11 protein-coding genes and 2 pseudogenes are annotated in these 15871 nt (G+C 44.2%); all 13 read left to right on the plus strand.

All coding sequences use genetic code 11. The features are described from left to right. The first annotated feature begins 612 nt into the window (after nucleotides 1-612). The 13 genes and pseudogenes from GRQ40_RS07580 (at nucleotide 613) to GRQ40_RS07640 (ending at nucleotide 15579) form a co-directional block, all read left to right on the plus strand. Nucleotides 613-830: pseudogene (locus GRQ40_RS07580) on the plus strand (PTS lactose transporter subunit IIB). 20 nt (nucleotides 831-850) lie between these two features. Beyond that, on the plus strand, nucleotides 851-2113 hold the full coding sequence (locus tag GRQ40_RS07585) for a PTS ascorbate transporter subunit IIC (RefSeq protein WP_066147462.1): 1263 nt from the start codon (nucleotides 851-853) through the stop codon (nucleotides 2111-2113). Between the two features lie 281 nt (nucleotides 2114-2394). Continuing rightward, nucleotides 2395-2880: a PaaI family thioesterase gene (locus GRQ40_RS07590; RefSeq protein WP_159719652.1), complete on the plus strand. Its 486-nt coding sequence runs from the start codon at nucleotides 2395-2397 to the stop codon at nucleotides 2878-2880. 150 nt (nucleotides 2881-3030) lie between these two features. Beyond that, nucleotides 3031-4290 carry a PucR family transcriptional regulator gene (locus tag GRQ40_RS07595; RefSeq protein WP_159719653.1) on the plus strand — a complete coding sequence of 420 codons (1260 nt, stop codon included), beginning with the start codon at nucleotides 3031-3033 and terminating at the stop codon, nucleotides 4288-4290. A 91-nt stretch (nucleotides 4291-4381) separates the two neighbouring features. Continuing rightward, a complete protein-coding gene (pruA, locus tag GRQ40_RS07600) occupies nucleotides 4382-5929 on the plus strand; it encodes an L-glutamate gamma-semialdehyde dehydrogenase (protein ID WP_159719654.1) in 1548 nt (515 codons plus the stop codon). An 11-nt stretch (nucleotides 5930-5940) separates the two neighbouring features. Next, nucleotides 5941-6855, plus strand: a complete 915-nt coding sequence (locus GRQ40_RS07605; RefSeq protein WP_159719655.1) for a proline dehydrogenase family protein — start codon at nucleotides 5941-5943, stop codon at nucleotides 6853-6855. Nucleotides 6856-7387: 532 nt separating this feature from the next. Then, the gene (locus tag GRQ40_RS07610; protein ID WP_159719656.1) at nucleotides 7388-8608 is read left to right on the plus strand and encodes an MFS transporter; all 1221 of its coding nucleotides are present in this window, start codon (nucleotides 7388-7390) and stop codon (nucleotides 8606-8608) included. A gap of 497 nt (nucleotides 8609-9105) precedes the next feature. After that, on the plus strand, nucleotides 9106-10080 hold the full coding sequence (gene speB, locus GRQ40_RS07615; protein ID WP_066147733.1) for an agmatinase: 975 nt from the start codon (nucleotides 9106-9108) through the stop codon (nucleotides 10078-10080). Nucleotides 10081-10390: 310 nt separating this feature from the next. After that, nucleotides 10391-11737: an aspartate aminotransferase family protein gene (locus GRQ40_RS07620; protein ID WP_159719657.1), complete on the plus strand. Its 1347-nt coding sequence runs from the start codon at nucleotides 10391-10393 to the stop codon at nucleotides 11735-11737. A 40-nt stretch (nucleotides 11738-11777) separates the two neighbouring features. After that, nucleotides 11778-13208, plus strand: coding sequence for a sodium:solute symporter family protein (locus GRQ40_RS07625; RefSeq protein ID WP_159719658.1), 1431 nt, complete (start codon nucleotides 11778-11780; stop codon nucleotides 13206-13208). A 340-nt stretch (nucleotides 13209-13548) separates the two neighbouring features. Continuing rightward, nucleotides 13549-13875: a YnfA family protein gene (locus tag GRQ40_RS07630; RefSeq protein ID WP_159719659.1), complete on the plus strand. Its 327-nt coding sequence runs from the start codon at nucleotides 13549-13551 to the stop codon at nucleotides 13873-13875. A 283-nt stretch (nucleotides 13876-14158) separates the two neighbouring features. Then, entirely contained in the window at nucleotides 14159-14578 is a 420-nt protein-coding gene (locus GRQ40_RS07635) for an LD-carboxypeptidase (RefSeq protein WP_159719660.1), read from the plus strand. After that, nucleotides 14532-15579 (plus strand): annotated as a pseudogene (locus tag GRQ40_RS07640) (Gfo/Idh/MocA family protein). The gene GRQ40_RS07635 and the pseudogene GRQ40_RS07640 overlap by 47 nt, the downstream one beginning before the upstream one ends. The last annotated feature ends 292 nt before the right edge of the window (nucleotides 15580-15871 follow it).

A 15871-nucleotide genomic window follows, 5' to 3' on the forward strand; every position in this document is an offset into this window, starting at 1 on the left:
TGGCATGTCCCTCTTTCTGTTTTCTTAGGCAAGAGGAGAAGAGCGTTCTCTGCTGACTGACTCGTTTTCTTTAACCCACATTCCTTTTATGGATTGTGTTGCATATTGAAAAGCGACGATGGATATGGCTGCATGTAATTGCATAACGGTTACATGACAAACCATCATCAAAAAAAGCAATCGGCCGGGGGATCTAACAAAAACATCACGTACGTAAGGTCATCATTTGAGCAGCAGTAACCTCCCGTCTCTATTTAAAAGCGCTTTCATAATAGGCAGCGCTGTTAGGAAATAAAGGCGATCTTATCCGTTTATTTGCAGTGGATCACGCGCACTAGGTATGTGACTTTTGAAATGTATGGTAGATAAAATACAAGAATAATTTTGGGAAGGTCAGCAGTTTGCAGCTTGCTTTATGGCCCGTTTATGCGGCCAGGTCTGAACAACCGCCGCTTCTAGCAATCGATCAATGAAACGCTTAACCCTAACCATCGAGTTTCAGTTTCGAATGTGAAAAGGCGAAGTCCCGTTGCGTCTTTAGCAGACGAAAGGAGGTGAAAAGGATGAAAAAAAATTTTGGTGGTCTGCGGCAATAGGCTTGGCAGCAGCTTTATGATCGAGTTAAATGTGAAAATACTTTACAGTATCTGGGAATTGAGGTCGATGTGTCCCATACAGATTTAGCTGCAAGCAAAACCGAAAAAGCGGATCTGTACGTCGGTGCGAAGGATTTAATGGATGTCCTTGACGACGGAACAAGGGCAGTCGCTAAACTAGCCAATATTTTCGACATGCAAGAGTTGAAATCCGTCTTACAGCAGTATGTATAAACAACAAGGGGGAGAGGCGGATGTTAGATTTATTAATGAAGGATATTTTGGGATCACCAGCCATTTTAGTGGGGTTGTTCGCGTTTTTGGGGCTTGTGCTGCAAAAAAAGCGTGTTTCTGACATTATTTCAGGAACGTTAAAAACCATTATGGGATTTATTCTTCTCAACGGCGGTGCCGCGATTCTGATCCAATCACTTGATGCGTTTGGCAAATTATTTGAAAAAGCTTTTGCGATTCAAGGGGTCATTCCGAATAATGAAGCGATTGTCGCAATTGCCCAGCAAACATTTGGCAAAGAAACGGCGCTCATTATGCTGTTTGGGATGATTGTCAACCTGCTTCTTGCTCGGTTTACCCGTTTTAAATACATTTTTTTAACTGGACATCATACGTTATTTATGGCTTGCTTAATTTCAGCAGTGTTGGCAACAAGCGGTGTTGCTGGAGCTCTTCTTGTCGTGATCGGTTCGATTATTCTCGGCGCCTTGATGGTATTCATGCCGGCCCTGCTTCAGCCATATATGCGTCAAGTGACCGGGACAGATCAAGTTGCTTTAGGGCATTTTGGATCTGTCGGATATTTTGCGTCTGCATGGATCGGCAAGCGCTTTGGCAATAAAGCGCGCTCTACTGAGGATTTGCACGTACCAAGATCGTTGAGCTTTTTGCGTGATACGTCCGTAGCGATGTCGCTGACGATGACGATCTTATTTCTGATTGTTGTACCATTGGCGGGCAAAGAGTTCGTTGAAACACAGTTAAGCGGCGGCGTCAATTTTCTTGTTTTCTCGTTAATGCAAGGAATTACATTTGCTGCTGGCGTATATGTGGTGCTTGCTGGAGTGCGGATGTTAATTGCCGAGATTGTTCCCGCTTTTAAAGGGATTGCCGATAAAGTCGTAAACAATGCCAAGCCTGCTCTCGATTGTCCGACTGTATTTCCTTATGCACCAAATGCCGTCATTATTGGCTTTTTATCAAGCTTTGTTGCTGGAATGATTTCCATGCTTATTTTGCCGGCTGTCGGTTTAAAGGTAATCGTGCCTGGACTGATTCCCCACTTTTTCACAGGAGCAGCAGCAGGTGTCTTTGGAAATGCTACAGGAGGCAGACGCGGAGCTATTTTGGGGGCTTTTGTCAACGGACTTCTCATTTCGTTCTTGCCGGCGCTTCTTTTGCCAGTTCTTGGGTCGCTAGGGTTTGAAAACACGACATTTGGTGATTCAGACTTTGGTATTGTTGGTATTTTATTGAGCTATTTGATTAAATGGTTTTCGTAAAAAATATCAATCGGTTAAAGGGCTGGCTTACGTTGTGTATCAACGTAAGCCAGCCCTTTTATTAGCCGTTTGCTCTGCAAGACTTACAACTTTGTGAACTTTGATAAAAAATGTGTGTAGCAGATTTCATTCAACGTGAGCAGAAGGGGCCCATTTTTGGAAACAAAGAAGATGACTTCCCATAGGAGCAGTTGACAAACGAAAAATGTACGTCTAGAGATGAATAGAGATTGCTCTGTCTATAGCCGCTCGGCTATACTTAATGGAAAGGGGGAGAGAAGATGGAAGAAAAGGTTGTAAACGCGATTCAAGATGAATATCCGGATGATTTTGCTTGGTGTTATGGCTGCGGTCGTCTTAATGAAAATGGCCATCATTTTCGGACGGGATGGCAAGGGGAGCAAACAGTGACTATTTATACACCGCGTCCAGAGCATGCAGCAATTCCGGGATTTGTATATGGCGGGCTGCTCGCGTCCTTAATTGATTGCCACGGAACCGGTTCAGCGGCATTGGCCCTGCATCGTAAAAATGGCTATGAGCCCGGAGATGGCACAGCCCCGCCGCGGTTTGTAACCGCTTCTTTAAATGTGCAATTTCTGAAGCCCACTCCACAGGGGGTACCGCTCAAAGCGATTGGCACGGTGGAGGAAATACATCCGAAAAAATGGAGAGTGCAGACAGAAGTTTATGCAAATGATGTTCTTTGCGCGCAAGGAGAAGTGATTGCGGTCGTCATGCCAAAGACATTTTTGCCGTCTTCGTGATGTCAACGAATGCAAAAACGCCTGCTGTTTCACTAGAACAGGCGTTTTTTACTGCTAACACAAATGTCGCAAGCATGCAAGTGTATATTGTAAATCAATGAAAGTGTACATACTATCAAAAGGGGTTTTAATGAAGGGAGAATCGTCTGTATGGATGGATCCAAACAAGAGTCACAATGGAATGAAAAAGAGTTTGCTTCTCTTCATGAATTAGCTGATTTTGTCTCCGCCCATGTTCAATGTCCAGTGACCATTGAATCACGTGATTTGGAACTGATGGCTTATAGCGGAAACCACAACGAACCGGATGCGGTGCGCATGAATACCATTTTAAGCAAACGGGCCGCGGCCCATGTTGTCCATTATTTGCATGAAAGTGGTTGGCTTCAGCGCATTGAAGAGGCGAGTGGAGTCGTTAAAATCCCAACATTGACAGAAATTGGACTTGGCCCTCGCACGGTCGCCTGTATCAAAAGCGGGAAAAAAATTTATGGATATTTATGGGTTCAGGAAGCCAGTGACGCATTTGCGGAGGAACATCAGTCTTTTTTGGTGGAGGCGGCGAAGAAAGCGGCGGAATGGTTTGAACAACAAATGAGTGTGACTCGTAAGCGGCAGAAGGAAATGGAACGGATATTGATGAGCTTCATTCGAGAAGGAGCCCCAAGTGACCAAGCTGTAAAGATTGAAGCAGAACTGAGAGGAATCAAACTGCCAAAGGAGTTTGTTGTCGTTCTGTTTCGGGTTTTGCGGTCCGATAGGAAGGAAATCATTCGCCATTATATTATTTTTAGCATGAATGCGTTAAGTGGCTCCACCTTTTTGATCGAAAATCATGAGCAGTTGATTTGCATCATTGGAAATCCCTCTGTTTCCTCTCATACAGCTTTGGACCAAGCTCGGCTGCTGCTTGAAAAATTAGAGAAGGAGTTTCACTGTGATTTACAGCGGGATGTCCTTGTGGGAATCGGCAAAGAGTATCGCAGATTAAAGGATCTGAGACAAAGCTATACAGAAGCGACTGAGGTGATACATATTAAAACGCGACTTCATGAACCGCTTGGCCATTTTTATGAGGAGTTAGGGATTTATCGGCTGCTTCCGGCCATATATGCGCAGCATAAGCGGCAGCGCTATCAAAACGAACAATTGCAGAAATTGAAAAGATATGATATGGAAAATCAAACAACGCTTGTCGAAACATTGAAGCAGTATCTTAAAAATGATGGAAAAATTAAAGAAACAGCAGAGGACTTATACATACATCCTAACACATTGCATTATCGAATCAAGCGCATTCAAGCGATTACTGGCATTGATTTTGCTGATTTTGAACAACGAATGATGTTATACATTGATCTCCTCCTTCTCCAATATAAGGATGATATTGTGTTCGACACACAAATATAAGGCTTGATCATTATACCGGAGAAACAAAGAATCTTCTGAATGTATCCATTATAATGAATCATATAAGCTGATCAAGAAGGGGACGATGAGAATGGCTGTACCGTATAAGCATGAGCCGTTTACCGATTTTTCTGTTGAGCAAAATCGGCAAGCATTTCAAGCAGCATTAACCGATGTTCAATCGAAGCTTGGACAAGAATATCCGCTTGTGATTGGGACGCAACGCGTAACTACAGAAGAAAAAGTGATTTCGCGCAATCCGGCGAACAAGGCAGAGATTGTTGGCATGGTTTCAAAGGCGACGAAGCAATGGGCGGATAAAGCGATGGAAGCAGCGCTCCAAGCGTTTGAAACATGGCGAAATGAACCTGTTGAAGCACGTGCGCACATTTTATTTCGAGCAGCGGCTATTTTACGCAGAAGAAAGCATGAATTTTCCGCGCTTTTAGTAAAAGAAGTCGGAAAGCCTTGGAAAGAGGCGGATGCTGATACGGCAGAAGCGATTGATTTTCTGGAGTATTACGCGCGCCAAATGATGCATTTACAGCGCGGCATCCCTGTGGAGAGTCGTCCTGGTGAGCACAATACGTTTCATTATATTCCGTTAGGGGTCGGGCTTATTATCTCTCCATTTAATTTCCCGTTGGCGATTATGGCTGGCACGACTGTGGCGGCTATCGTAACAGGAAATACGGTTATTTTGCGTCCGTCGGACCGTGCGCCTGTCGTGGCTGCGAAATTTGTCGAAATGATGGAGGAAGCAGGGCTGCCAGCTGGGGTACTAAACTATTTGCCAGGCGGCGAAGCGGAGGTTGGCGAATATTTAGTCGAGCATCCAAAGATGCGTTTTATTTCGTTTACTGGTTCACGCGCTGTTGGTTGCCGCATTTACGAACGAGCAGCGATCGTTCAGCCTGGACAGAAATGGCTTAAGCGAGTGATTGCCGAGATGGGTGGAAAAGATGCGATCATTGTGGATCGAGAAGCCGATCTTGAATTAGCGGCACAGTCTATTGTTGCATCGGCTTTTGGCTTTTCCGGACAAAAATGTTCAGCCTGTTCACGGGCGATTATCGTTGAAGATGTGTACGAACAAGTGTTAAACCGCGTGGTCGAGCTGACAAAACAGCTAAAGGTGGGGAATCCAGAAGAGCAGAGCACATTTATGGGACCGGTTATCGATCAAGCGTCATTTGACAAAATTATGGGATATATCGAGATTGGCAAGCAAGAAGGCAGGCTGATGGCTGGAGGAGAAGGAGACGATTCAACAGGATTTTTTATCCAGCCAACGATCTTTGCCGATGTCCATCCAAGCGCACGGATTATGCAGGAAGAAATTTTCGGTCCGGTTGTCGCTTTTACGAAGGCGAAGGACTTTGACCATGCGCTTGAAATGGCAAATCATACGGAATATGGATTAACAGGAGCTGTCATCTCGAGAAATCGTGCCCATCTTGAAAAAGCTCGTGAGGAGTTCCATGTTGGCAATCTTTACTTTAATCGCGGCTGTACAGGTGCGATTGTCGGTTATCAGCCATTTGGCGGCTTTAATATGTCGGGAACCGATTCAAAAGCAGGGGGCCCTGATTATTTAATTCTTCATATGCAAGCAAAAACCGTAAGTGAGGCGTTTTAGGAGGACAGACGATGTTAGCACAAATCTCAAAAAATATTTTTCTATATGCTTCGCAAAGCAAAGCATTAAATAAAGCGGCTAAAAAATGGGGGCTTCGATTTGGAGCTTCCCAAGTTGTCGCTGGTGAGACGATTGAAAGCGCTATTGCTAAAGTGAAAGAGCTGAATGAAAAAGGGCTTATTTGTACGCTTGACCATTTAGGCGAGTTTGTTTCGAGCCGAGAAGAGGCGATTGAGGCGACAGAATATAATGTGAGAACGTTAGAGGCCATTCATAAAGCGGGGGTCAACAGCAATCTCTCTGTTAAACTGACACAACTGGGGCTTGATATTGATTGGCATTTTTGCCTTGACAATATGAAAAGAATTATGGAAACCGCTAAGCGGTGCAATAACTTTGTCCGCATTGACATGGAAGATTCCGCCCATTGTCAGGCGACATTAGATATTTTGCATGAATTGCGCAAAACGTATGACAATGTAGGAACAGTCATTCAGGCCTATTTATATCGTGCGGAGCAAGATGTCAAAGATTTAAAAGGAGTCTCTCTTCGCTTAGTAAAAGGCGCTTACAAAGAACCACCTGAGGTGGCTTATCAGGATAAACAGGAAGTAGATGCCAATTACATGAACATTATTCAACAGCATTTGTTAAGCGGAAGCTACACGGCCATTGCTTCACATGACCATAACATTATTGCGAAAGTGAAGCAATTTGCTAAAGAGAACAATATTCCGCGCGACCAATTCGAATTTCAAATGTTGTACGGATTCCGCACCGACATGCAGCAACAGCTTGCGGCTGAAGGATATAAAATGCGTGTGTATATTCCGTTTGGCAACGACTGGTTCGGCTACTTTATGCGCCGCCTAGCGGAACGACCACAAAATGTCGCGTTTGCGTTAAAAGGGTTTTTTGGCAAATAAATCGTGAATAGCTGCTTTTCGGAACAGAAAGAACGCAAAAAAACGGCTGCTGTGCCATGCCTAGTCATGGCGGATGACAGCCGTTTTTTGTGTATGTATTTAGTTAACATGGGCTTCATGAGACTCAGCTAGAGCATCCTTGCTTTTTCTCACACTGGCTGTTGCATGTGTTCGATCGCTGTTCACACCATTTCGCCTGTCATTTCTCAGGGAATGACAAAAAAGCGATCCCTTCACCAAACAAGCTAAGTGCAGCGGCGGCACTTAAGCATGGTATGCTTCTTCAAGAAGTAGTGCCAGCTATCATTTTGTATACATAAGCATTTTTGTATATGTATATCATCACGATAATGACGAGAGGAACATCATAGAAGGTTTCTAAAGCTTCATGCCTAGATGTTAATTTGGAAAGGAAATGCTAAATAATTGAAACATTTGTTAAAAGGAGTATAATGGTAGCTGACGCCTCTCTGCCATTGGTCAGGGAGACTTCTTAGGGAAATGCTTAAATTAATAGAAAGGGAGAGAAAAGATGTATACAAGTGCTCAGCAGGCTGCTCCTGTTCGGATGACAGTCTATCCTATTTTGATTGCCATCAGCATGGGCCATTTGCTTAATGATGCCATGCAGGCCGTTGTCCCTGCGCTGTTTCCGATTTTGGAATCATCGATGAATTTATCGTATATGCAAATTGGTTGGATTGCGTTTACTTTGAATATGACCTCTTCGGTTCTTCAGCCTGTTGTTGGCTTATTTACGGACCGGCGTCCTTCCCCATACTTTCTGCCGCTGGGAATGGCTGCGAGCCTGTTGGGAATGGTCGGTTTGGCGCTGGCGCCTAGCTTTCTCTTTGTTTTATTATCGGTATTATTAGTAGGGCTTGGTTCTGCCGTGTTCCATCCGGAGGGAGCAAGGGTGGTCTATTTTGCAGCAGGAGAGAGACGAGGGTTTGCCCAATCGATTTATCAGGTAGGAGGAAATACAGGAAATGCTCTTGCTCCATTGTTTACGGCTCTTATTTTTGTACCGTTTGGCCAAAAAGGGGCCGGATGGTTTACAGTGGTGGCACTGCTGGGCATTATGATATTATCTCGCGTATCACGGTGGTATTCTCATAAACTAGAACAGCGAGAGAAAGACCGTGCCCAAAAAACAGTGGTAAAATTGGAAGGGCAAGAGCGGCGACGCGTTCTCTTTGCTTTAATTCTATTAATCTTTTTAGTGTTTACTCGCTCTTGGTATTCGGCCGGTATTTCCAACTATTATCAGTTTTATTTGACTCAATATTACCATATTTCGATACGAGAAGCGCAGCTGTACTTATTTATTTTTATGATCGCTGGAGCGATTGGCACATTTGTTGGCGGCCCGCTTGCCGATCGATTTGGAAAGAAGAATTTAATGCTGTTTTCTACAGTCGGTACCGCTCCGTTCGCCTTGCTGCTTCCGCATCTTCCGCTCGGATGGGCGCTGCCTGCGCTCTTTTTAGCTGGCTTTATTTTATCACTTAGCTTCTCAACTTTTGTCGTGTATGCACAAGAGCTGCTTCCGGGAAATGTCGGAATGGCCTCTGGATTAATTGTTGGTCTTGCGTTTGGAATGGGAGCGTTAGGCGCGGTCGTACTTGGTAAAATTGCCGATACATACACGCTTAAATCGTTGATGTGGATGTGCAGCTTTTTACCACTGCTCGGAGTGTTGACTTATTGGCTGCCGAAAGATAAAGGCCGGTCGGCAGCTTTGGGGCATTAAGAGCAGGAAAGTTGTGAAAAAGCTGAAGGGTGAGGAAGAATCCTAGACAATAAAGGCGGTTCGTAAGCTTCTGCTTGCGAGCCGCCTTTTGCTGTTTGTTGCTCGTTTCATGCCATCTTTCGCTCTTTCCATTTTAGCGGCGCAAATCCAGTATGGCCGATTTTCGCTATATTATTCACAAATCTAGATCGAATGTCCATGGTATCTAAACGTCATGGCAAGACGGAACGAATCATGTCTACAACAAAAAGACTAGGCATGGGTGTGACAAAGGACGTTGAAAAAGGCCAAGCTCCATATGGATGCAAATGCTTACATATCAAGCGGCATCGATTATCCCCCCGCTTGATTTTGTAACGTTTGTCTATAACGATAACAAAATGAGGGTAGCTAGTCAAAATATTTCCATTAGCCTTGCCGCGACCGTCCATTTTCCACAGCTCGTTCGTTCTATTTTCAAGCTGCATTTATATATTTTTATAAAGGGAGGGGTTTGTGTGTATCAACCAAAAGATTCATCGCAATCGCCACGCTTTTGTGGCGTTCGCACATTTATGCGGCTAGAGCATGTTCGCACAACGGATAACGTTGATTTTGCGGTGCTTGGTGTTCCGTTTGATACGGCTGCTTCTAATCGAACGGGACAGCGATACGGTCCGCAACACATTCGAAATTTCTCAGTACTGCTTCGTCCGTATAATCCAGATATGGAGATTGATATTTTTCAATACTGCTCTGGAATCGATTATGGTGATATAGATGTTGTTCCTGGAAATGCGCTGCGGACATATGGTCGGATTGTCAAGGAATTGCGTCCTCTTTTGCAAAAAAATATTATTCCCATTATGATGGGCGGAGATCATTCCATCACATTAGGACATTTGCGGGCATTTTATGAACGTTTTGGGCCGATCGCGCTTGTTCATTTTGATTCGCATGGAGATACATGGGACCATTACTATGGAGAGAAGTATATGCATGGTACGCCGTTTCGCCGGGCTGTAGAAGAGGGATTGCTCGATGTGGATCACTCCATTCAAGTCGGTATGCGCGGACCGCTCTATAGCGCAGATGATATCGAGGATGCGCGCCGCCTCGGCTTTGAAGTGATTCCGATGAAGGAAGTTCGAAAAACAGGCTTTTCTGAAGTGATGGATCGCATTCATCAACGAGTGGGAGATCGGCCTGTTTTTGTTTCTTATGACATTGATTTTGTTGATCCGGCATTTGCTCCTGGAACCGGTACACCGGAAGTAGGAGGGCCTACAAGTTATGAAGCGCTCGAATATGTGAGAGGACTTGATGGTTTAAACATCGTTGGTTTTGATCTAGTTGAAGTATTGCCTTCATACGATCAGGGCGAAATTACGGCTGTGCTGGCCTCCGCCATTATTTATGAAATGATCACACTCATCGCTTTAAAGAAAAGGCGATCGCATCAAGAGAGACGATCTGGCGTTGCTAGACAATGAAAGGGATGCGGAACAGAAGGATAAAAGGCCCTTTAGCTGGGGCGCCTGATTTTGAGTGGTCGGCAAGAATGAACTTGAAACCTAGGAAAAGCGTGTATTCAGCCAGCATCTAAAGCCCAGTTGATGCAATCATGAACGAGCGGTTGAAGGGATGGCGGATCATCGGCCCTTTCGCTTGAAAGCAACAGGATGGATCAGCATCCTGCAAATGAGGTTGTGTGGTTGAGAACATTCCTTCCGCGCTGTGTACTGGTATCATCATAGCGGATTATGAATAAACAAATTTCATTCGCACAAGGGGAGAAAAAAGATGAGAGAAAGCAATTGGATTCATCTATTTCAACAAATGCCGGATTTGCTTGCGCCAACGATGGCAAAAGATCATCCGAATTTGCCAGTTGTAAAGGAGGAAGGCTGCTATTATTACGGGGTGGATGGAAAAAAATATCTTGATTTTACTTCCGGGATCGCCGTAACAAACATTGGTCACCGTCACCCGAAAGTAGTACAGGCGATTAAAGATGCGGCAGACCGTCTGCTGCATGGGCCGAGCGGGGTCATCATGTATGAGTCCATTCTTCGTTTGGCCGAAGAGCTAACACAGATTATGCCTGAAGGATTAAACTGTTTCTTTTTTGCCAATAGCGGAACGGAAGCGATTGAAGGAGCGATGAAGCTGGCCAAGCATGTTACGAAACGTCCGTATGTGATATCGTTTACAGGCTGTTTCCACGGGCGTTCCTTAGGATCGCTTAGCGTCAGCACCTCCAAAAGCAAATATCGCCAATATTTGCAGCCAAACGGATTGACGTATCAACTGCCATACGCGAATCCGAAAGCGTGTCCAGACAGTGAAGATCCGGATGTTTATTTTGCTCACCAACTAGAAAAAGAGGCTGCGGCTTTATTTGCTCATCAAGTGACCCCGGAAGAAGTAGCGTGCATGATTTTAGAACCGGTATTGGGAGAGGGAGGATATATTGTTCCTCCAAAAGGATGGCTGCATAAAGTAAGAGAAATTTGTGACCGACATGGAATTTTGCTTATTTTTGACGAAGTGCAAACAGGATTTGGACGCACGGGGGAATGGTTTGCCGCACAAACATTTGACGTTGCTCCAGATATTATGGCTATTGCGAAAGGAATCGCTTCAGGTCTTCCGCTAAGTGCAACGGTGGCTTCTAAAGAGCTGATGCAGCAATGGCCGCTAGGAAGTCACGGAACAACATTTGGCGGCAATCCGATTGCCTGCGAGGCAGCGCTGGCGACATTAGAAGTATTCAAGGAAGAAAACGTGCTGGAAAATTGCCGGATTGTTGGACAATATGCTCGTGAACGGTTGGATGAGCTCAAAGAAAAACACGCCATGATTGGCGAGGTGCGCTCGATCGGATTGATGATTGGCATTGAAATCGTTGATCCAATGACAGGGGAACCAAATGGAGAGGGGGTGATGAATATTTTAAACCGCTGTCTGCAAAAAGGGGTTCTTTTCTATTTATGCGGAAATCAAGGAGAAGTTATTCGCATGATTCCACCGCTGACTGTGACGAAGGAGCAGATTGATGATGGCTTGCGCTTGCTGGCGGAGGCATTAACGGAGTATGAAAACGAAATGGGCTTCCGTTCATTTGAAGCTAAAATGACAGGCAGATAGCGGCGGGTTTCTTGATGAAAACAAGAATGGGGGAATCAGGATGAGCATGCTTGATACAGGTGTTATTTTGGTTTATTTTCTCCTTTTGATCGTCGTGGGGATTTTAGGAGCGAAAAAAGCGAAAACGGCGGAAGATTACGCGCTTGCAGGCAGAAATCTTGGTTTGTTTATTTACCTTGGTTGTTTATCCGCCGTCATTCTTGGCGGCGCTTCAACGATTGGCACGACCAAATTGGGGTATCAATTCGGGCTTTCAGGCATGTGGTTTGTCTTTATGATTGGTCTGGGCATCACTCTATTAGGCTTGTTTTTTATTAGGCAGATTTACGGAGCGAACGTTACGACGATAAGTGAATTGCTAGGAAGGCGCTACAATCAAGAAGCTCGTTTAATTAGCGCGATTGTGGCGGCGATTTATACCTTAATGGTTTCTGTTACGCAGGTGATCGGAATGGGCAGCATTATACACGCGGTGCTCGGTTGGCCTATGACGACCTCCATGCTTGTGGGAGGCGGCATCGTCCTATTTTATACGATCCTCGGCGGAATGTGGAGTGTAACGATGACAGATATTATTCAGTTTCTTGTGATGACCATCGGCATCTTTTTCATTATGCTGCCGATGAGCTTATCTCGCGCCGGCGGATGGGAGGCGCTCTCTCAACAGCTTTCGGCTTCTCATTTTGATTTTACCTCCATCGGATGGTCCAGCATTTTTCAATACTTTCTATTATATACATTAGGAATGATCGTTTCTCAAGATATTTGGCAGCGAGTATTTACAGCACGAACCACGAAAATCGCTCGAGGCGGAGCGGTGTATGCCGGGGTGTACAGCATTGCGTATGCGTTAGCTTTAAGTATCATTGGCATGTGTGCAGTGATTGTCTTTCCAACCATCAGTGATCCGCAAAATGTATTTGCCAGCATGTCGCTCGCTATTCTTCCACATGGGTTATTAGGTCTCATTTTAGCAAGCGTGTGTTCTGCGCTCATGTCTACCGCCTCAGGAACGCTGCTCGCTTCCTCGACACTGATCTCACATGATATTTTGAAGCAATATTGGCTAAAAAATATGAGCGACCAGCATGTTGTACGATTATCGCGGATCATTACCCTTGTGGTCGGTGTGATCGCCATTATCTTTGCCATTTGGATTCAAGATGTGCTCGTTGCTCTTGACGTGGCTTATGCGATTTTATCAGGTGCCATTTTCGTCCCTGTTATTCTTGGTTTCTTTTGGAAAAAAGCAACAGCGAAAGCAGGGCTGTATTCGATGGTTATTAGCTCACTTGTCGTATTTGCTGGTTTAGCGTTGGAAGGCCTCAGCTCGACGAAACCGATTATGTATGGCATCGTAGCCAGCATCGTATCGATGATTCTATTTTCCTATTGGCGTCCGGCTTCTCATCTTCAGCCCGATCATCAAGCGGTCATCGAAGAATGGGAAGACGAGCAAAAAGTGCTATGAGAAGGCAAACCGTATAAAACAAGCCGGCTTTTATAGAAGCTATGTGCCCGGCTCTCTGTTTGAAAAAAGATGCTGAGATTTAGCATCTTTTTATTTTGTTGTTCATATTGATTATCGGCAAAAGAAAGTGGAAGTGTTAAGGAAATCGACGATCGTCGATTCTCTGATTTTATCAAGCGATCATATAAAATAAACATTTGATCGTTTATAATGATATAAATGAGAAATGAAGACATTGTCTATAAAAAGAAAATAGAGAACAGGGCATCTTGCTGTCTTTGCGAGAGAAGATATCGCTGTGCTTTTTGAATTTTAGGGATGGAAAAGGAAGGAAATACATATGTTTGTAGCGATCGTTCTATTTGTTCTGGCGGGATTAGCGGAAATTGGCGGAGGATATTTAGTTTGGCTGTGGCTTCGTGAAGACAAGCCAATGATATATGGAATGCTGGGAGGCCTACTTCTTGTTCTTTATGGGATTATTCCAACCTTACAGCAATTTCCGAATTTCGGTAGAGTTTATGCGGCTTATGGGGGCATTTTTGTTGTACTTGCTGTTCTTTGGGGATGGGGAATTGATCGAAAAGTGCCTGATTCCTATGACTGGATGGGCATGCTTCTTTGTTTAGCTGGCGTAGCTGTCATGTTATGGGCACCAAGACAGTGACCATTTTTTGCTGACATTACTCGGTTTTTGTTTGCCGAACTCACTTTGTGAAAGGCATAGCTTCAAAGATCAGCTGCTTTATGTGTTATTATCAATTTGGTTATTTTTTACAGGTGATAAAAATAAAACAAGAATCAAAGCCATTTGGTAATGTGCTATTAACATAGACGGAGAATATCTCGATAGAGCCAGTGGTTTTGCCCATAGCACTCAAGATGAGGCTGGATAAAATGGATTGGAGTTTATCTGTTTGTATGTGTATTTTTACAAATAGGGAGAAAAAATGGCGTTGCGTCCTGACCGATTGCGTCCTGGAGATACCATTGGCATTATTTCCCCTTCATCGGGGGTTGCGGCTTTATGTCCAAGACGGTTGCAAAGAGGGATCGCCGAATTTGAGAGACTAGGATTTAACGTTGCCGTTGGCAAGCATGCTCAAAAACAAAATGAATATATGGCAGGTACAGTGGAAGAGCGTCTAGAAGATTTACATGATATGTTTGCCAATCCGCGTATTCATGCCATTATGACTACTATTGGCGGCACTTGCTCTCATCAGCTGCTTGGGGAGCTGGATTATACTCTTATAAAGCACAATCCAATCTTAACGGAAGAGGTCCTAAACAACACCGATGTTTTAAGGAGGAATATTTGTGATGAAAAAATTGAAAGTCGGAGTAATTGGGTGTGGAAGTATTGCTAAACACCGCTATTTGACATAATTTTCAAAAAAATGAACACGTAAACATTGTCGCTGTATGTGATAGTAATAAAGAACGCGCAGTCGAAATAGCTAAAAAATATCATGTAACACCTTATACAAATTATGAGGACCTTTTGTCAAATGAAGAAATTGATGCCATTAGTGTCTGTACGCCCAACTATTTACACGCCCCTATCTCTATTGCTGCCCTAAAAGCAGGGAAACACGTCCTATGTGAAAAGCCAATGGCGACAACGAAAGAAGAAGCTGAGGAAATGATTGAAGCTTCCAAACAAACTGGAAAGAAATTAATGATTGCCCATAATCAACGCTTTGTAAGCTCCCATGTGAAAGCCAAAGAGTTAATTGAAAAAGGAAAAATCGGAAAAATCTACAGTTTCCGCACAGCTTTCGGGCACCCTGGACCTGAAGGATGGAGCGCTGATGGAAGGGAGAGCTGGTTCTTTAAAAAGGAGCAGGCTGCAATGGGAGCAATGGGCGATTTAGGTGTCCATAAAGCGGACTTAATTCGCTTTTTACTTGGTGAAGAAATCATCGAAGTAGCCGCATTTGTCGAAACAATAGCAAAGGAACAAACAGATGTCGATGACAACGCCGTTTGCCTCTTAAAAACAGAGAGCGGCATTATCGGAACCTTAGCTGCTAGCTGGTCATACAACGGAAAAGAAGACAACTCAACCATCATTTATGGTGAAAAAGGAATTTTACGTTTAGAAGACGACCCATACTATTCTTTAGTAGTCCAATACAAAAATGGAGAAGTGGTCAATTACAAGCTTAGTGCCATTCAATCCAATGAAGAAGGCGGGCAAACAACATCTCACGTCATTGACCAATTTGTTGAAAGCATTCTAAACGACCAAGAACCGCCGATATCGGGAGAGGAAGGAATGGAATCTTTGCTAGTCATTCTTGCTGCGTTCGAAGCAGCCCAAGCAAAAAAAGTCGTACCGCTAACATGGGAAAGAGTCAAACAATAAAAGATGTGGGGATCAAATCTCAGGGCGGGAAAAATCCATGTGTTGGGCTTATTTCAGGAGGAAAATCGCAGAGCAGCAGGATCAAGGCATGAAGCTGCGGAAAAAAGAACCTCACCCTCGAATAAAAGTGATAAAGCATTCAACGTGGCGGATAGGCATTATTCGAAAATCGTGAAAAAGGGTGCTGAAAACACGAAAACTAGTGCTAAACCGCGATCAAAGCCGCAAAGCTGAAAGGAAAGCCCAGACCCGTAGTCAATGAGCTTCATTATCAAAAAATGTCAATTCGAAG

The sequence above is a fragment of the Anoxybacillus sp. PDR2 genome (assembly GCF_009834045.1).
In the GTDB taxonomy this organism is placed as follows: domain Bacteria; phylum Bacillota; class Bacilli; order Bacillales; family Anoxybacillaceae; genus Anoxybacteroides; species Anoxybacteroides rupiense.